At 59.2% G+C, this 18,366-nt stretch carries 17 protein-coding genes and 1 pseudogene; 13 read left to right on the plus strand and 5 right to left on the minus strand.

What is annotated here, in order from left to right; all coding sequences use genetic code 11:
• The 4 genes from K359_RS54465 to K359_RS0139175 form a co-directional block, all read left to right on the plus strand.
• Positions 1–216, plus strand: a 216-nt coding sequence (locus tag K359_RS54465) for a DUF1214 domain-containing protein (RefSeq protein WP_035977890.1), incomplete at its 5' end; no start/stop codon positions are given.
• A 912-nt stretch (positions 217–1,128) separates the two neighbouring features.
• Entirely contained in the window at positions 1,129–1,374 is a 246-nt protein-coding gene (locus K359_RS54470) for a hypothetical protein (RefSeq protein WP_035977891.1), read from the plus strand.
• On the plus strand, positions 1,362–1,571 hold the full coding sequence (locus K359_RS59520) for a PRC-barrel domain-containing protein (RefSeq protein ID WP_084518659.1): 210 nt from the start codon (positions 1,362–1,364) through the stop codon (positions 1,569–1,571). The genes K359_RS54470 and K359_RS59520 overlap by 13 nt, the downstream gene beginning before the upstream one ends.
• Positions 1,572–2,245: 674 nt before the next feature.
• Complete coding sequence (locus K359_RS0139175; RefSeq protein ID WP_029084110.1) at positions 2,246–5,572, plus strand: adenylate/guanylate cyclase domain-containing protein; 3,327 nt, start codon at positions 2,246–2,248, stop codon at positions 5,570–5,572.
• Between the two features lie 253 nt (positions 5,573–5,825).
• Here K359_RS0139175 and ftsZ read toward each other — a convergent pair whose 3' ends face one another.
• From ftsZ to K359_RS0139195, 3 genes are all read right to left on the minus strand, one after another.
• Positions 5,826–6,881, minus strand: a complete 1,056-nt coding sequence (gene ftsZ / locus K359_RS0139180) for a cell division protein FtsZ (RefSeq protein WP_029084111.1) — start codon at positions 6,879–6,881, stop codon at positions 5,826–5,828.
• A gap of 1,448 nt (positions 6,882–8,329) precedes the next feature.
• Positions 8,330–8,473, minus strand: coding sequence for a hypothetical protein (locus tag K359_RS62055; RefSeq protein ID WP_156928910.1), 144 nt, complete (start codon positions 8,471–8,473; stop codon positions 8,330–8,332).
• A gap of 846 nt (positions 8,474–9,319) precedes the next feature.
• The gene (locus K359_RS0139195; protein WP_029084113.1) at positions 9,320–9,679 is read right to left on the minus strand and encodes a hypothetical protein; all 360 of its coding nucleotides are present in this window, start codon (positions 9,677–9,679) and stop codon (positions 9,320–9,322) included.
• A 435-nt stretch (positions 9,680–10,114) separates the two neighbouring features.
• Here K359_RS0139195 and K359_RS0139200 point away from each other — a divergent pair, with 435 nt between their 5' ends.
• Both K359_RS0139200 and K359_RS66360 read left to right on the plus strand, forming a co-directional pair.
• A complete protein-coding gene (locus K359_RS0139200; RefSeq protein WP_029084114.1) occupies positions 10,115–10,402 on the plus strand; it encodes a hypothetical protein in 288 nt (95 codons plus the stop codon).
• Positions 10,403–10,799: 397 nt separating this feature from the next.
• Positions 10,800–11,399: a response regulator gene (locus K359_RS66360; RefSeq protein WP_084518661.1), complete on the plus strand. Its 600-nt coding sequence runs from the start codon at positions 10,800–10,802 to the stop codon at positions 11,397–11,399.
• A 76-nt stretch (positions 11,400–11,475) separates the two neighbouring features.
• Here K359_RS66360 and K359_RS0139215 read toward each other — a convergent pair whose 3' ends face one another.
• Entirely contained in the window at positions 11,476–11,712 is a 237-nt protein-coding gene (locus K359_RS0139215; RefSeq protein WP_029084116.1) for a hypothetical protein, read from the minus strand.
• A 251-nt stretch (positions 11,713–11,963) separates the two neighbouring features.
• Between K359_RS0139215 and K359_RS54475 the strand changes: the two genes are divergently transcribed.
• The 5 genes and pseudogenes from K359_RS54475 to K359_RS62060 form a co-directional block, all read left to right on the plus strand.
• Positions 11,964–12,227, plus strand: coding sequence for a hypothetical protein (locus K359_RS54475; protein ID WP_035977893.1), 264 nt, complete (start codon positions 11,964–11,966; stop codon positions 12,225–12,227).
• Positions 12,228–12,595: 368 nt separating this feature from the next.
• Positions 12,596–12,811 carry a hypothetical protein gene (locus K359_RS0139225; RefSeq protein WP_029084117.1) on the plus strand — a complete coding sequence of 72 codons (216 nt, stop codon included), beginning with the start codon at positions 12,596–12,598 and terminating at the stop codon, positions 12,809–12,811.
• A 146-nt stretch (positions 12,812–12,957) separates the two neighbouring features.
• Positions 12,958–13,203 (plus strand): hypothetical protein, encoded by a 246-nt coding sequence (locus K359_RS0139230; RefSeq protein ID WP_029084118.1) that lies wholly within the window; start codon positions 12,958–12,960, stop codon positions 13,201–13,203.
• Between the two features lie 888 nt (positions 13,204–14,091).
• A complete protein-coding gene (locus K359_RS0139235) occupies positions 14,092–14,343 on the plus strand; it encodes a hypothetical protein (protein ID WP_029084119.1) in 252 nt (83 codons plus the stop codon).
• Between the two features lie 130 nt (positions 14,344–14,473).
• A pseudogene (locus tag K359_RS62060) lies at positions 14,474–14,806 on the plus strand (tyrosine-type recombinase/integrase); the annotation flags it as partial.
• 260 nt (positions 14,807–15,066) lie between these two features.
• Here the strand turns inward: K359_RS62060 and K359_RS62065 are convergent.
• The gene (locus K359_RS62065; protein WP_156928911.1) at positions 15,067–15,303 is read right to left on the minus strand and encodes a hypothetical protein; all 237 of its coding nucleotides are present in this window, start codon (positions 15,301–15,303) and stop codon (positions 15,067–15,069) included.
• A gap of 268 nt (positions 15,304–15,571) precedes the next feature.
• Between K359_RS62065 and K359_RS0139245 the strand changes: the two genes are divergently transcribed.
• Both K359_RS0139245 and K359_RS0139250 read left to right on the plus strand, forming a co-directional pair.
• Entirely contained in the window at positions 15,572–17,185 is a 1,614-nt protein-coding gene (locus K359_RS0139245) for an NAD(P)/FAD-dependent oxidoreductase (protein WP_035977894.1), read from the plus strand.
• 55 nt (positions 17,186–17,240) lie between these two features.
• Positions 17,241–18,293: an alpha/beta fold hydrolase gene (locus K359_RS0139250; protein ID WP_029084121.1), complete on the plus strand. Its 1,053-nt coding sequence runs from the start codon at positions 17,241–17,243 to the stop codon at positions 18,291–18,293.
• The last annotated feature ends 73 nt before the right edge of the window (positions 18,294–18,366 follow it).

Here is an 18,366-nt window from a genome sequence, read left to right on the forward strand (position 1 = left end):
ATGCTGCCCAACATGAAGACGAACTCCGACGGATCGCTGACCCTTTATATCCAGAATAAGTCGCCGGGCACCGACAAGGAAGCCAACTGGTTGCCTGCTCCGAACGACACGATCTATCTTGTGATGCGCCTATATTGGCCGAGGACGGAAGCACCTTCGATCTTGCCGCCGGGCGAAGGGACATGGCAGCCGCCCGGCATAAAGCGGGTCGCATAGGACGACCGAGATAGCGGCCCCCGCAAGTACGAGCACCGCGCTGGTGAATTTCATCGCGAGTGCGCGCGGCTGTCTGAAAGGATGCAATGTCGCCTTTGGGGACATTTGCGACCTCAATCTGGGACGCGCGTAGGTCCGCTAAGGGCCAATATCGGAAGTAACGGACACGACGTTGCGGCGTACGCAGAAGCAGCCCAATCTGACAGACGAGGAACGCCACGTATGGGTGCGAGCGCCATGGGATATGTTACAGCCTAGCTTGGCGAACGGGCACGATGCCTCATGACTTAGGAGCGCCGCCAACGCATTCTGAGTTACACCGGCTGTTAGCCACCAGACCGTGTCAAATACGGATCCAAAGATCCAGCTAGTCGGTCCGCTACTTGTCTGGCGGACAGCGTGGACTGCTTTTCGGGATGAAGCGAGCCGACGGAATTCACGACCAGCCCACTACAAGCGGCAAGAACAGCTATCGCGATCGCAGCGAGATATTTGGTCTTCATGACGATGGTCCCTTCATCGCCCCATGAACTAACTCGGCACTCTCATAAATGGTTCCCGCGCGCAACGATGGCGTCGAGCGCGAACTCGGTAAGCCTTGTGAGATGCGTCGATCTCCCACTCCGGGTTCCTCCGAATGGAACATCGCGTCGCGATCGGAATCAAAGGAACGAAAGCGCACGCCAGGCTTTAGAAGAATACGAGACCGCCGCTCGCTGGCAAAAAAGGCCGGCGCATGTCGCGGATAGCCAAAGGTCGTTACCAAAGACCCGCTGTTGTCAAAACGAGCGCTCGCGCAGATAGCCAAAAGCGGCGGTCTCCGGTTCCATTCAAAACTTGCTGGCCGCGCCTCCATTGAGGCTACGGCGTTGGACATGGCTGGCGTTGGCTTTACGGAACGAAAGCAATTGCATGGACCATCGCGTTGACCTTGACCACACGCACAGCCGCGCCATCGTTCGAGAGATCGGCGAGAGATTGGGCGAGTCGCTGCAGCCAGAGCCGGGACTACCAGAGGGACTTAGACAGCAAATCGACCGGCTCCGCGAATTGGATGAGCAATCACCATCGATCATTCCAACGACTGAGCGCTGGGACAGGTTCGCCGCTTCAGCCAACGACGGTTCGGCCGAATTGGATGAGCAATGCCATCGGTGAAGCGCCGTGCGTCAAGAATCCTGAATGAGTACGGCGAGGCGCAAGCCGAATTGATCGGCAAAGGCGTCGTCCTTACCGATGGAAAAGCAGGCACGGTCGAGCACGTTTGGCTGGATGAATTGCACGGGCTTCGGATTTCGATCAAAGGCCATGACGGAAGATGGCCGGTCTCAACCATCAGGATGACGGAGAACTAGACCCTCGCACTGGCTGCGCGCTGTACAGCACGGCGCGATCCTTTCAGATCAGTCCAATCAAGATGAAAAGAGCGATTTCGGCCAGGAAAGTGACGCTCATGATCGCGACCGTAAGGAATACGTCGCTCGCCGAGAAAGGGTTCATGAATGCCTCGCATCTTGCGAAGCCCCAAGAGTAAATCATTCAGGCCAGAAAATGTTTCGGTTCCCGCAGACGCGATGCGAGCGGCGCGGACATCCGAGGCGGCCTAAGGGCAACGCCAGCTTAGGGTCAGTCGGGTCGGTTTGACCGCTCGGCGATAGCTTCTGATTTACCCCCGGCATCGGAGATAATCGGCGTCCGGCGCTACTTCGCAAAAGTGCCAGAACCGGACGTCACGCAATCCTTTGTCGCCGGCTCATGGACCCGCTCAATTGGTTGCCGGTACCGGTCACATTGGTCCGGTCGCGCAACGGTGCTTGCTGCCGAAATCGGGCGCGTACAGTTGTTCTCATCATGCCATGCGCTTCTTGGTAGCGAACATCCGTACTGACGCACCACCTTGGCAAATAATCGAAGGCCCACGCAGGCGAACTGCTGTAAACAAGACGTGCTATTCCGGAAACATCGGGATAACGTTTCTTCGCTGTGGTCTAAAATTCGGCCGGCCGTCAACCAGATGTCGGTGGAGCCAATGCAGCAGATTGCGGAGTGGCTCGAGAAGCTTGGGCTTGGGCAATACGCGCAGCGCTTTGCCGAGAACGACATTGATCCAAGCGTTCTGCGCGATCTGACCGACCATGACCTCGAAAAAATCGGTGTATCGCTCGGCCATCGCAGGAAGATATTGCGCGCGATTGCGGAATTCGATGAGGCCGGACCGAGGCCCGCGCCAGCTCCTCGGACCGCGGCCGAGAGACGTCATCTCACGCTGATGTTCGCTGATCTTGTTGGTTCGACAGCGCTCTCGACAAGGCTCGACCCTGAGGACTTGCAGGAAATCATGGGCGCGTACCATCGCTGCTGCGCCGAGCAGATCGAGAAATTTGGCGGGTTCGTTGCCAGATACATGGGCGACGGCGTGCTCGCATATTTCGGCTATCCGCGGGCGGATGAGGACGATGCTGAGCGCGCGGTATGCGCCGGGCTGGCATTGGTCGCGGCCGTGGCAGAACTCGATGTCGGTCCGGGGGCAAGATTGCGAGTGCGAGTTGGCATTGCCACCGGGTTGGTGATCGTCGGCGATCTCATCGGGGATGGCGGGTCCCAGCAGCATGAGGTGGTCGGTGAGACCCCCAATCTGGCCTCGCGGCTTCAGGCGCTGGCCGAGCCGGACACGGTAGTCATCGACGGCAGCACCCGCCGCCTCGTCGGAGGACTCTTCGAGTATCTCGCTCTCGGGACCGTGTCCATCAGAGGATTCAGCGACCCGGTGCCGGTCTGGCGAGTCATGGGCGCGAGCGCGGTCGATAGCCGCTTCAAGGCTTTGCGCGTAGGCAGAACGCCACTGCTTGGCCGCGATGAGGAGATCGAGCTGCTGATGTGCCGCTGGCAGCAGATAAAACGCGGCGATGGCTCGGTCGTGCTGATATCGGGTGAGCCCGGCATCGGCAAATCGCGCCTCGCCGAGACCGCGGTGGAGCGGCTGAGCGATGATCCACACATCCGCTTGCGCCGTTTCTGCTCGCCGCACCATCAGGACAGCACGCTTTTCCCGACCATCTCACAGCTCGAGCGGGCAGCGGGATTCCGGCGTGACGATACGGACCCGCAGCGGTTGGACAAGCTCGAGGCGTTGCTTGCGGAGGCAACCGTTGACCTCAACGAGGCCGTCCCTCTGATCGCGGACCTGCTGTCCGTGCCGATCGGCAATCGCTATCCACCGCTCAGCCTCACACCACAGAAGCGCAAGGAGAATACGCTTCGGGCCCTCCTGGCCCAGCTCGAGGGACTGGCGGCGCGTCGGCCCGTACTGATGGTGTTCGAGGATGTGCACTGGATCGACCCCACTTCGCTCGACCTGTTGGACCTCATCGTCGACCGGGTGGCCACCCTCCGGGCCTTGCTGGTCATAACCTTCCGGCCAGAGTTCGCGCCGGCCTGGATGGGGCGCTCGCACGTGACGCAGATCAGCCTCGGTCGTCTGCCGCGTCCACAGCGCGCCGAAATGGTCATGCGGGTGACCGGCGGCAAAGCGTTGCCCCAGGAGGTCGCCGAACATATCATCGATCGGACCGATGGCGTGCCGCTGTTCATCGAGGAATTGACCAAGGCGGTGATCGAGAGCGACATGCTGACCGACGCCGGCGACCGCTTTGATGCGAGGGGGCCCGTGCTTCGGCTTGCCATCCCTACCTCGCTCCAAGCCTCGCTCCTGGCACGGCTCGATCGCTTGGCACCCGTGCGCGAGGTGGCGCAGATCGGTGCGGCCCTCGGACGGTCGTTCTCGCATGAGCTGATCAGCGCCGTCGCGGCTGTGCCGCAGCACCAGGTGGACGGGGCCCTGGCCCAGCTCGTAGGCGCCGAATTGGTCTTCCAGCGGGGCACCCCACCCGATGCAGAGTACACCTTCAAGCACGCACTGGTGCAGGATGCAGTCTACAGCACCCTGTTGCGCGGTCGACGCCAGCAGATCCATGCCCGCATTTCAACGGTGATGGAGAGTCAGTTCCCTGAAATCGTGGCCGCTCAGCCGCAACTCATGGCCCATCATTGTGCCGAGGCCGGTTTCAATGAGAAGGCGGTAAGCTACCGGCTCAAGTCCGGCCAGCAAGCGGTCGCCCGGTCGGCGATGACGGAAGCGGTGGCGCAGTTGCAGAAGGGCCTGGAATTGCTGGCGAACATGCCTAAGAACTCCCGGCCCGTGCAGCACGAACTCGACCTACAAATTGCCCTGGGGCGGGCGCTGATGGCAGCTCGAGGGTATTCGGCGCCGGTGGTGGGCGATACCCTTGTTAGGGCGCGAGCGCTCGCTGAGCGGTTCGATCGGCCGGATCGTCTTGTCCCGCTGCTCTATTCCCAATGGGGTTTCCATATGGTTCGGTCCGAGCACGAACTGGCGGTGTCCCTTGCCGAGCAGATGGAGAAATTTGGCGAGATTAGAAAAGATCAGGTCGCTCTGCTGCTGGGTCACTATATCCACGGCGCCAGTTGCTACTTTCGCGGGGAGTTTGTGACAGCGCGCGCCCTTCTCGATCTGTGTGATGGCCTGAGAGATCCGGCCGCTCGCGCGATTTGCGCCGCCATAGCGGTGGCCGATCCGTACGCAGCGAGCCTGGGTCACTTGGCGTTGACATTGGCGCTTCTGGGCCACATCGATCAGGGACGCGCGCGCGTGAGCGAGGCGTTGTCGGAAGCCCGCGGGCTCGACCATCCGTTTACGGTGGCCTTTGTGTTGAGCAAGGTGTGTGCGGTGGAGGCGGCCGCCGGCTTGCCGCATGACGCACGGCGGCACGCAGAAGAGCTGGTCGCTCTCTCGGACGAGCACGGTTTTCCGCTCTGGTTGGGCCTCGGACTTCTCCAGCATGGTCGCTCATTGACAACACTTGGACAGGCGCAGGATGGCCTCGCGATGCTCGCGAGGGGGCTCTCGGTGCTTCGTGGTGCCGGAGCCGTCGTGCACACGCCGCGCGCGCTCTGCTTTCTCGCCGAGGCTCACGCCAAGGTCGGGGATCTGCAGGAGGGACAGAATTGCCTCGTCGAGGCTGCGCAGCTCATCGAGACGACCCACGAGCGGTCCGGTGAGGTCGAGCTGCATCGAATTCGAGGCGATATGATGAATGCGCGAGGCGACCAAGTCGCTGCGGAGCAGAATTATCATCGGGCGCTCGCCGTGGCGGAGCGCCAGAGCGCGAAGACGTTTGGGTTGCGCGCGGCGACCAGCCTCGCCCGCCTGTGGCGCGATCAAGGCAAGTGCACGGAAGCTCACGACCTCCTCGCGCTGGTGTATGGCTGGTTCACCGAAGGCTTCGACACGCCAGTCCTGCGGGACGCTAAGGCGCTGCGCGACCGGCTGGCCTGATGCAGTTCACCTCTTGCGTGGCGGGATAGCTGCTGGTCGCCGCAGGCGCAGGTGGTTTAGAACCGCACGTTTTTTCAACGATGTCCGGTCAGGGTCAAAATCCGACTTCGGTTGCGGGCGCGTCGATATCTGCTTAGGGCCATAACGGGAAGTAGCCGAGTGCCCGGCGTTCATGGACGCGGATCAGCCAAGGTCGATATCGGACTCCTTTAATGCGCGAACTGGACCGAAGCGCCGATGCGGTGCGCGTCGGTCAGCGGTGTACTCCGCTCGATCCGGCGACCTGACGGCTGTCGTTGCGCAGCCTGCCAGCGAGCTCTGTAAGTGAGCTTTCCGCTGGTTGCGCGTGGGGTGCCGGGTCAAGATTATCGATGCCGGTCGCCACTACCGAGACGCGGACGATACCCTCCAGGCTTTCATCAAACGATGCGCCAATGATGATATTGGCGTCCTGATCGGCCTCGTCGCGAATGCGGGTAGCAGCTTCGTCGACCTCGAATAACATCAGGTCCTTGCCGCCAGTGATGGAGATTATGAGGCCGCTGGCACGCTTGATCGAAGGGTCCTCGATCAATGGATTTGAAATCGCGGCCACGGCGGCGGTGAGCACGCGGTTTGCGCCAGAAGCCTCGCCCCTGCCCATCATGGCCTTGCCCTTCTCCCGCATTACGGCGAGAACGTCGGCAAAATCGAGGTTGATCAGACCTTCCTTGACTATGAGGTCGCTGATGCAGGCCACACCCGAATAAAGCACCTGATCGGCCAACACGAAAGCATTGGAGAACGTGGTATTCTCGTTGGCCACCCGGAATAGGTTCTGGTTTGGGATGATCAGCAGAGTATCTACCACCTTCAGCAGTTCCGCGATGCCGGCCTCGGCAAGGCGCATGCGGCGCTGGCCCTCGAAGTGGAATGGCTTAGTGACTACGCCGATGGTGAGAATGCCAAGCTCGCGCGCGGTCTTGGCGATAATGGGCGCTGCGCCGGTGCCGGTACCGCCGCCCATGCCGGCAGTAACGAACACCATGTGTGCGCCGGTCAAAGAATCGCGGATCGCGTCGATCGTCTCTTCGGCTGCGGCGCGCCCCACTTCAGGATGCGAGCCAGCGCCGAGACCTTCCGTCACCCGCGTGCCCATCTGGATGAGACGCTCGGCCTTCGACATGGTAAGCGCCTGTGCATCGGTATTGGCGACGATGAAGTCGACGCCTTGCAGCCCAGCCGCGATCATGTTGTTTACTGCATTGCCACCGGCACCGCCGACCCCAAACACGGTAATGCGCGCCTTCATCTCGCAAATGTCGGTCATTTTTGCCTCACAATTGCTCCACCGAGCTGGGGAATGAGGGGACACGGATTGCTATACACCAGGATTTTGCTCCGAAAGTGAGCGCGGCAAGCGCAGTCGCTTAGCAAGCGACAAGCGGCCACTGGCGCGAGATTTTCAGGCACGCACCTAGCGCGGCATATGTCAGCGTCTCGGCGGACACCGGCTGTTCTGGTAGAACGAACCGAGCGGATCGGCTGATGATGACCAGGCCATGAAATTAGGCTAGGCCGCGATGGTTAACGAATTCCTAAACGGGCGAGGAGCATCTGCCACTTGAGCGTGACCGGCGGGGATTGCATCCCTCCATCTGTCCTCATCTCGAAAGTGCGCGGCCTCGCGGGCTTGCCGAGCCAATCTGTGTAGTCAACTCTGCGCCCGTCGATTGGCAAAGGAAGTCCAATCCGGGTCAATTACGTCGGCTCGAGGATGTCTGAGCCACTTCCGCTTGTCCTCTGACAATGGCTGTAGAGCGGCATTGTGACCGCCAAGCCTCTTCCGACTCGGTCCGGCTGACGAATTGGGCCAGATTGGTGTCGGTAACGGCGTCAAGCTCGCCGGCGCCATCAGCCCGCTTGCCCGCTTTCTAGCCGGCGCCGGTAACGATAAGCGCGGGCTGGTTCTGTCTCAATTCCGCAACAAACGAGGAGGTTCGTCCGTCAAAATGCAGTTACGACTCGTCACGTCACGCAAATCCGGCTCAAGTCCGTGGCCAGAATAATTTCGAGGGGGGCAATTCGTGAGCGAAACAAACAAGCGACCACAGGCGCTAAAGTCGAAGAAGCAAACCGCGACCATGAAGCGGAGAGCCCTGAAACCAAAATCCATCAAAGCCGCTGCTATACCGATGAAAGCGCGGAGCCCGGAGGCTCCGCGCCCTTGAGAACACGTCCGGCTTGTGAAGCCAGCCGCAGCCGGTAAGCGCATGAGCAACAAGCCCGATCAGGCGCAGTCGTTGCCCCGATCAGAGTGACAACAGGAGCCGACTTTTTCACCGGCTCGTCGACGACGAGGAAAGCGCGTCACCAGACTGACCCAAGCCTTGGCCTGGCAGTAGAGAAAGTGGGCAGGTGCAGACTTCTTGCCCTGACCACAGCCCGTTCGCCCGTGAACCGGCGAGCATCTCAGGATTACTGCCTCCTCGACGGCTTGCTTAACCGACAGTGACCCCGGCGCAGGGAGCGCCAGGGCCGCCACTAAACTCCCGGTCGGGGGGCAACCAGATCGCGGGAGCCATATGCATGACTCCCAGCATTGAAACTTGTTCCCGCTCCCGCAAGGTGTCGAGGCGTAACAACAAGTGCCCGTCCCGCTTTCAATCTAACGGCACGGCCCTGCAGTTAGTTTGATGCTGGGATTTCAGCATCCCAGTTCAGGAAGAAAACGCCGCCGGGCGTGCATTTGTGAGACCGGCGGCGTCTTTATTGGAACTAGCGCGTAAGCCCCCAGAAGGCAATGAGCAGCAGGGCGCAAGCGCCCAGTCCCATCAGCGGCACGACGGCTTCCAGCATCATGGCCGAATCAACTCCGCCGTTAGCGAGCATGCGCGCGAGCGGAATTTTTGTCGTCGTCAAAGGTGGCTTACCAACCAATGAAAGTGGCGCCCGTAGGATCCTTTAGAGCGCCTTGCGCGTTGAGGCCCCATCGAGGGGGCTGAACCCGGAGGTGGGTTATGTGCGACGTTCCTCGGGATATTCAAAGAAAGTTCGAACGGCGGTGGGCCGCCAGATTTGCGCGACCAGTAGAAGCGCGTCAGCCCGAAAAGCATCAATCTGAAAAGCCGGATCAACCCCTCGCCGCTTCTCTCAAAGCCCAGAGAAAAACAAGCCGAATTGAACCAGCGGGCTTGAGGCGTGCGAGCGGGGGACCGTAGCTCGCGCTGCTCATGAATTCAAGCCGACGACCCCCGCCTAACGTCGTCGCTCATCCCTCGTTCACATTGAGCTTCCTACTGTGCGCAACGTTCCAGAGTGCCACAGGAGGAAACCATGAGGCTCAAATTTGCACTTGTTGGACTTGCTGCCCTCGGAAGCCTTGCTACCGGAGGAACAGCGTCCGCACTGCCTGCCGCAATGCCTAATGCTCTCGGTGGCGACAATGCTATCATCCATGTCAGGGGCGGTCACGGTCATGGCCACGGCCATGGGTGGGGCCATCGCGGCGGTCGTGGGCATCACTACGGCTGGGGACGCGGCCACCACTATGGTTGGGGGCACCATCGCCATTGAGCGGCGCCACCTTGCGCTCGCTCAAAAATAGAAAGCCCGCCGGGCGTGACGGCGGGTTGGGCTGTGCGACTGACGGCAGTTTCTGATCTAGGCGACGATGCTGCCCAGCGCCGTCGTGAACTGCTCGCGCAGCTGCTCACTCGGCTCGCCCCCGACGAGTTCGAATAAAAGCTCACGGGCCTCTTTGATCTCTCATTCGGCCTTGTCGTCCGACTTGAGCCATTCGCGTGGCATTACGCAATTCAATAGAACCGAAACCTTCGCGCGCCGGCCATCAGCCGTTTCGGCCTTGATCGATCTCATCTCGTTAATGATGGCATCCTTGAAGGCGGGTTCATGGACGTGTCTTCGGAAGTAGTCCAGAGCCAGCGCCGCACCGTCCTCATCCATTTTCCATCCGTCGCAGATGTATCGCGTGCGCAGCAGGTCGACGATTTGCTCGACACGGGCCAAGATGCCTTTGTGATCGATCGCAAGCGGCTCATCGGCGGCCGCGTTCATGGCAACAGCGGCCGCCGCGGCGACCGCCGCGGTCGAGACGAACGTATTCATTAGGAGCCTCCTGCTCACAGTCGGCGCCCCAGCCCGCCCCGTAAAAGTCGGCTGCGTGGTGTTCGGTTTACTCGCTCGTTGCCGGCCGGCTGGCATGTGCCGGCCGGTCTGGTCGGAATCAGAGACCTCGAGTTGCCCGCTAGCCGACAGGATCGAAAGCCATATCTATGCGTTAACTCATCGAGCCCAGATGGGAGGTCAACCAATGACTAACGACCGAAACCGCCGGGCGCCGACAGCTGCAGAACGCGAAGCCCATAAGATATTTAGAGCGGTCAGGACGAAGGAAACTATGACCGAATACGCGAAAGCGCAAAAGGCACTCCACGACAATCGAGAGCGCCTAAAGGCGGAACGGCTGGCGCGGGAGGCTGAAGCGGCCAATCGCACAAAAGCAGGTTAAAGCGTTCACCTGGATGACGGCGGAGGACAAGCTTGGACCTCGCCTGGTGGAAGGTTAAAATGGCCCTGCACTTTCGCCGCGTGGATACTGCTGAGGATCTGGAAATTTGGATCGCAAGCAGCGACGACTATTCATTCGTTATCAGCAGCGAGAGCCGAAGTGGACCTGGCTTGCATGGAAAGCCCGGTTTTGTTGCGTCATATCGCCCAGAGTTTCTGAATATGCCCGCGGCTCAAGTGTCCGGATCGCCCTTCAGCACGTTCGCTGAAGCCGAGCAGGCCTGCAATGCGTTCCTGGGTCGCCTCATTATCGAGGGATGACTACCGGAGTCGCCAGAGCAGCAAGGGTGACGCTCGTCCGGTGTTCACCGTAACGGACCTCACTTCGCCTGCTCGGCCCAGTCTCAGATCATGGCGCCGTACCAAATCACGAGCGCGAAGATCACCAGCAACGCGATGGCGATGATCTGTTCACCGATGGGTATCGGTTGTTTGTCCATGACCCGCGTTGAATCGAAACAGCCCCGGCAGGGCTTGGGGAGCGCACTGGGGCCGCTTTGTGGGGCGCCCCTTTCCGGAGAAGCGCTATCCGCGATGCGGTTAGCACTCGCTCGCGCAGCGACCATCGTTCGATTTCTTCGTCTGTCCACCTTCGATAGCGCATCTCATTTGAATCGTTCGTGGACAGGTGCGTTCCCCACCGCGGTGCTGCTTTCTGATGAAGATAACCTATGTGAATCCGCGTGGTAATATTGCCACGTTTTCGCAGCGTCGCGACAAGAGACTCCCATTCTCGCTTGTCTCCTCTCCGGATTCGGTATGCGATCAGATTGACCAATCTCGACTGACGCGGGACTGGCCATGTGGCCCCAGCAATCGCCCCCTGGGCCTCCAAGGGTTGCTGGGGCCGCTCACAAGGCTGAATTTTGCCCGACACAAACCAAGCATTCCAGTGACAGGACCAACCTATTCTGTCTTCGTCGTCGAAGACGAGGCGATGATCAGGATGCTGGTCGTGGAAATGCTAGAGGAACTCGGTCATACCGTCGCAGCCGAGGCCGCTCACTTCGATCAAGCGCTTCATCTGGCAAGCAGTAGTGAGTTCGACCTTGCTGTCCTAGACATAAACCTCGCGAGCAGATCAAGTTTACCGGTGGCGGAGGTCATCAAGGCACGCAAGCTCCCCTTCATCTTCTCAACCGGTTACGGCGCGAGCGGCATCCCGCCCGATTTTGCCGATGTCCCTGCTATCCAGAAACCTTTCACCATCGAAGCGCTGGGTCGAATGATCAACGAACTCATGAGAATAGAACGCTAGCCGGTGCTCATCTTTGCCGGCACGTCTACCGATCGAACTGCTTCTGGTAATGCCTCATTGCCGCGACGTTACTTCCTCAATGCTTCGTGCTGACGTTTCGGTAGACTATCGAGACACAGAAAAGCCGATCAGTCGCCGAGCGTACTTCCACTGCGATATCGGGCCGTTCGCCTGAAAAAGCGGAATCCCTGGCCATCCCGGCGAGCGTCTGCGCCGCCTCGACTTCGGCGGCTTTTTGACTTGGCAGGCTCAAGCCTTCCTCGTCCGCGAACAGATCGCGGCCGCTTTGGATGTCGAAGAAATAGCGTTCCATGACGCGCTCCTCTTCCTTTGCAGCGGGAGCGCGGGAACGTCTCTCAACCACCGGCGCCTACGGGCTGACCTTCGGCCGGTGACGAAGGTATAATAGCTCGCGTTGCTGAAGGTTTCTAGCGGGGTGCGGTCGCTTGGTCGCACTGACGCCCTACGGCGCGGCCGACGCTGTGCACATCGTTCCGAATTGGCATGACAGGGTCGGCCATGCGATGCCATTCAGTGCGGGATGGAAATCGTGATTCCCCGCCGATGAAACTCACCGCAGATCGCCCCTACGCCAACCCGGAGAAGGCCGCTCGCAGGATCATGGAGCATGCGCGAGCATTTGAGCCGATCCAGGATGGCCGCAACTACATCGAGAAGATCAACTGGCCAATGATCTGGGGCGCCCCTTTCCGGAGGAGCGCCCATTCAAAGTATCGGGAAAAAGTGGCAATCGATACTGCGCTAGCGGGCTACTCCAGAAGGAGCCCCAGCTCACCTGCCCGCCGCGATGAAAAGGCCGCCAACTGAGGCGGCCTTGCTTCATATAAAAACACCGCCCACTTAAATGCATCGCGGGCGGCGGCTTCCTGCCCCGGGTAGGTTTGCAAAACCCCGGTAAGGCACGAATTGCATATCCTCATCGTGGGGTCTGAGCAAAATTGCTCACTTTTCCTCTTTTGTAGCGCCCGACTGCATCGCGTTAGGACGATGCGGATCAGCACGGTAAGTGCGATTGAGGCGCAACCGGCTATCGTTATCCAGTCCCATTTCATGCTGTGGATGCTGAGACTGTCGCGGCGCCGCTCGTTGATTTGGGTCAAGAGCGAATGCCACCTATCGCAATTTATATGCCTGAATAGGCCTTCTCAAATTTCCGCAGGCAAAGATGGGGACCGATGGCTGAGATCGAGGTCTATACCGCCCGCTATGAACGCGAACATGGGCACCCGCCGGCGGGCCGAAGGTTCTGGCTGTTCACGCTGGTCTCGGAGACCGGCGCGATCCTCTACGAGGTCAAGCTCAACGAGCAGCTGATCTACCCGGCGGCGCTGGAGCGGGCCCGCGCGACAGCCGAACAGAGGAAGGCCTTCCGGATCATCGTGGAGCCGTAGCGCGCGCTGCGATTAGCAATCCCCGCCCTCAATACCTATTTCCCGGGCATGCCCAAATTCGAGTTTTGCCTCAAATGAACTGGGCGAAGTGTTCAATTTCGCCAAAGGCGCCTCCGGCTGACCGCCGAACGCGGAAAGGACGCACGATGAGCAAGGCGCGCGAGTTTATCGATTTCTGGATCGAAAATAGCGTTCACGCTGTCGAACAATATCGGACCATCGGCGCGTCCCAGGATGTGGCCGAATTGAGCCGCCGACTCATCGATGCTGCCAAGGAGCAAAGTATCCCGGAAGCGGACCTGCAGGCTGAGATCGGGAATATCTCCGACTACATCACAGACCAGCTAAAGGCGGCGAATAGGGTTGAGAGCGAACGGCGTAAGCCTGCATAGGACGCTCGTGGCCATTACTAGCGCGGTCGCGGCGGTTGACGCGATGGGAGTTCTGTTCGGATCGGCGTTTCGGTGCGCGCCGGGTCGGTAGGACGGGACGGCTCCGGATTGCGGTTACCGCGCGTCATCCAGTCCGCAAGGCGATGGAGGCTTTTTCGCCATTCGCTCAGACTGAATTCTCTCACGGGCAACTCGTCGTCCATCCGATCGCTCCGCTAGAGGTGACAATAGCCATTCGCTGAGGTGCGCGCCAGCTTCTCAACTGCCCTTTCCCGGCACTCTGCTGCGGTGAACATGGCTCGATCAAATCAGACGCGGTGAAACCCGTCTGATCAAAACAGAACATGTTCGCTAAATTAATCAGCGTTTCTAGCCGGGCGGTCTCAGTCCTGGGGACCTTAGCCACTCGGTCAAATGGACGGCTGTTTCGTCCTGCCGCGCCTTCCTTAGCAATGCCTCCCGCTCTCGACATGGGGGAAGCCCTTTTGCCCGTTGCCGTAGTTCTTTAGCTTCTTGAGCAAGGCGTTCTTCGAGGGACATAGTCTGCTTGAAACGTCGTCGCTTCATGGCACACCTCGTCTTACGGGTCCTAACCGTTGGGTTTGAGCTATCCGAATTATAAACCGCTGCCGTTCGGCGTTCTGTTCAGAAGTGAACACAAGGCGGCTTGGCAGTTAGTAGAGCGCAACGACAAATCCCAGCGCCCTCGGGGGAGAGGCGCTGGGACTTTGAGGTGAATGAACAGGCTTGGCAGGACAGACATTCACCCTTGTTGCCTAATTTCAACGCCCCTAAATCGTTCCTGCGCAGTTGCCTGTTTTGAAACGGCGAGTGGCGTATTTCGGCCAGACAGAGAAACAAGGCGCCCAGCGTCCGCTTTGAACGACCATGGCAGAGTCGTTCGGGAACTCCTTTGCTGTTGTTGAAGTGACCGCGGACGATCTTTCGCCGGACGTGGCAAAACGGCAAATTTGGATCGCACTAGCTAAGCCAAGCCAAGCGCTGACATTGGTCCTCGCCGCCGTCCCCGAGGGGTGGACAGCCGAACTTTTGGATGTCGAGGTGACAGGGAAGCAGGAGCGAATGTTCGAACAACTCAACCTCAAGCCCGGTGACGTTTACAGGCTGACGAAAGAGTAAAAGAAACGGCCCCAGCGAGCTGAGGCCAAGGTTACATTGGGTCGCCAGCGCCGTCTGCCGGACCGCACTGGACATAAGACAACACTCATTGAATCCAATTCGTTCCTGTCCCAATTGATCGACCCGCACACAACGGAAGGTCTCTGTTGAAGTCTGGCTAAGAACGGTCAGGACAACAAGTTGCCGATATCTATTCCCAAGTCGACTTCATGCCCGCCCTCACCTCTCCACACGACAATACGCCCGACTTGTGCATCGCTGGGTTGACATCATTGGCCTGGAATCGGCCTCCTATGGCCCACATTCGATGCGGCACACCAAGGCCACGCAGATCTATCGTAAAACTGGCAACCTCCGCGCGTTTCAGCTCCTTCTCGGCCACACGAAGTAGGAGAGCACTGTTCGATATCTCGGGATTGAGGTGGACGACGCTCTAAACATCGCCGAGCAGATCGAGCTCTAATCGCTCGCGCGAACGTCAGCTGTTGGTCCCTTGCGCACCACAAGCGGTCTGTTAGCCGCGGTCATACGCTCAACGCGCAAATGCCTCAGAAACATCTCAGGTGTTACGGTTTGCCATACTGCTCGTTTCGCAGCGCCCGACGAAGCTCGCATCAATCCGAACGCATAAGAACAACCGCGAAAGCCGCACATACACCTTGCGCTTGGTCGATCGCTTGAGCGCACGATCCGTTGCTCACTCGACATCACGGCCAGTCGAGTCTAGGTCGCTTTGAAGTTCTGGGAGTCAGAACGGCTCTCTTCGACTCCGGCATCATGAGGGCAGTGCATCGCAATACATTGGACAACCTTACTGTCACAACGAACCACCGTCGGCATCACCGACGCGTCATGCTTCATCTGACTCACGCCGTTCGCAAGCGTACTGCCTTCAGTTGATCGAGATGCGCGGGTGTCTTTTTCTTGCATGAACTCTTGTTCGGTAGGAAGATCGGCCATGTTAGGAGAACCAAAGCAGGAGGTACGACCTCCAGAGCATGGTTCAGACCGGCCAGCGTTGTCGCAGCCATGGCAGGCCCTGCCGACACTAGACGGATCCACCCCTCGCGCCGAACGTCTGGCGTCATCCTGATGCAACGCTGCGGTTCGCGGTTTTTGGAAATGTGCGTCCTAAGCCGTGCTTATGCGGCACGTGCTGCCGGTCTTTCCATCTATGGAGGACCGATTTTCTCTGCGGTCCGCTCAAATAACAAACCTGGAGGGAGAAATGGCCATAACTCAAAACTTTGACGCCGTCGTCATCGGTGCAGGTTTTTCCGGCCTGCACATGCTGAAGTCGCTAAGGGACAAATTGGGATTGAAGGTGCGAGTCTATGAAACCGGTGAAACCGTAGGTGGCACCTGGTACTGGAACCGCTACCCCGGTGCTCGTTGCGATTCTGACGCCTACATTTATTGCTTCACCTGGGACAAGCAGCTCCTGCAAGAGTGGCAATGGTCCGAACGCTATCCCGAGCAGCCCGAAATCCTCAATTACCTGGAGCACGTTGCCAAACGCCACGACCTGAAGCGCGACATTCAATTCAATACGAGTGTGACCAGCGCCGAATTCGACGAGACAACCAACCTGTGGACGGTGCGTACCGACACTGGAGAAGAGGTTACGACTCGCTACCTCATCCCGGCCGTAGGCACTTTGTCGACCACGAACATGCCTCAGTTCAAGGGCTTGGAGAACTTCAAGGGCAAGTGGTACCACACTAGCCGCTTCCCCCACACCGGCATTGACTTCACCAACAAGCGCGTGGGAGTGGTCGGCACCGGCGCCACGGCGGTGCAGGCCATTCCCGAAATTGCGCAGCAGGCTAAGCAACTCACCGTATTCCAGCGCACCGCCAACTACTGCGTTCCGGCGCGCAACGGCAAGGTGGACCCCGAATTGGCCAAGGCGCGAAAGGCGGACTATGAGGGCATCGCCAAGCGGATCCGGGAATCGTTCTTCGGCCAGGAACATTACTTCATTCCGAAGTCGGTGCTGGAGGCAACACCCGTGGAGCGGGAGCGTGAGTTCGACAGGATGTGGGACGCCGGCGGATTCGCCTTTTGGCTGGCCAACTATCAGGACATGTTCTTCTCGCAGGAGGCCAATGACATCTGCGCCGACTACATCAAGCGCAAGATCCGCAAGACCGTGAAGGACCCGGTCGTCGCCGAAAAGCTGATGCCCAAGGGCTACGCCTACGGCACCAAGCGTCAGCCGCTGGACACCAACTACTACGACACCTTCAACAAGGACAACGTGCTGCTGGTCGATGCAAAAGCCGACGGAGGGATTGAAGAGATCACCGAAACGGGCATCCGCGCAGGTGGCAAGGAATATGCCCTCGACGTCATCGTTTTCGCCACCGGCTTCGATGCCATGACCGGCCCGCTGAAGGCGCTGAACCTGAAAGGCCGTGGCGGCCGCACGCTGGATCGGGAGTGGCTGAACGGACCGCACACTTACCTTGGCATTTCGGTCGCCGGCTTTCCAAACTTGTTCACGATCACCGGCCCGCAAAGCCCTTCTGTGTTGTCGAACATGCCGGTGTCGATTGAGCAGCATGTGGAGTGGATCACCGACTGCATTGAAACTATGCGCAAGACCGGAAAGACCACCATTGAGGCGACGCCAGCGGCGCAGGATCAATGGGTCGCCCATGTCAACGAAATCGTCAACGCGACGCTGATGACCAGCGCTAACTCCTGGTACATGAGCGCCAACATCCCCGGCAAGCCGCGCGCCTTCCTGCCCTATTTGGGGCCAGAAGGCGTCGGCGGCTACAGGAAGAAGTGCGACGAGGTCGCAGCCAAGGGCTACGAAGGATTCGAATTGGCGTAACCAGATTTAGAAGGCATCAGCCTTGCCGCCCCACCAACGCTGCCGGGAGGAGATAATGATCGAGAACAGCTACTACTCGCAGGACGTGCACGGCCCCTACGAGCTTCACGACATCGGCAATCTCGATTTGGAAGAAGGCGGTACGATTCGCGGTTGCAAACTCGCCTACGCAACTTTCGGCAAGCTCAATGCTGCGAAAGATAACGCCATTCTCATTCCCACCTGGTACTCCGGCACAAACAAAATCATCGAACAGGTGTATGTCGGTCAGGGCCGCGCCCTCGATCCGGACAAGTACTTCATCGTTGTCGTCAATCAGATTGGCAATGGTCTTTCATCTTCGCCGCACAATACCCCGGCGCCAGCCGGGATGGGAAATTTTCCCTGTGTGCGCATCGGTGATGATGTGCGCGCGCAATACAAGCTTCTCACGGAAAAATTCGACTTGAAACGTCTCGCGCTTGTTGTGGGCGGTTCCATGGGCGCACAGCAGACCTACGAGTGGGCGGTACGCTACCCCGACATGGTGAAACGCGCGGCGCCTATCGCCGGCACCGCTAGGAACACCATCCACGATTCCCTTTTCACGGAAACGCTGGTCGAGGCGATCACGTCCGACCCGGGTTTTAACAAGGGCTTTTACGCGTCGTCGGTCGACGTGAGGGAGGGCCTCCTGCGCCACGCTAAAATGTGGGCCGTTATGGGTTGGAGCACGGAATTCTTCCAGCAAGAGCGGCACAAGGCGTTGGGCTTTTCGTCGATGGACGATTTCATCATAAACTTCATGAACGGCTATTTCAGCGTCATGGATCCCAACGATTTGCTGTGCATGGCATGGAAATGGCAGCGCGGCGACGTGAGCCGCCACACCGGCGGCGACTTGCGGGCCGCGTTGGGCCGCATCAAGGCCAAGACCTTTGTTATGCCGATGTCCTCAGACATGTTCTTCCCGCCGTCCGATTGCCAGGCCGAATGGCGGCTGGTTCCCGATGCCGAGTTCCGGCCGATCCAAACCATCGATGGCCATCTTGCACTTTTCGGTGCTGATCCCAGCGCGATCAGTCAGCTCGATAAGCACTTAAACGAATTGCTCGCGACAGACGTTTAGTTCGTGAACTACTGCCGGTAGCGTGAGCTTTGATGTTTGCTTCGCGGGCATTTTGTTTCCGCGAACGGCCGCT

It is taken from the genome of Bradyrhizobium sp. th-b2, from assembly GCF_000426785.1.
Lineage (GTDB): Bacteria > Pseudomonadota > Alphaproteobacteria > Rhizobiales > Xanthobacteraceae > Bradyrhizobium > Bradyrhizobium septentrionale.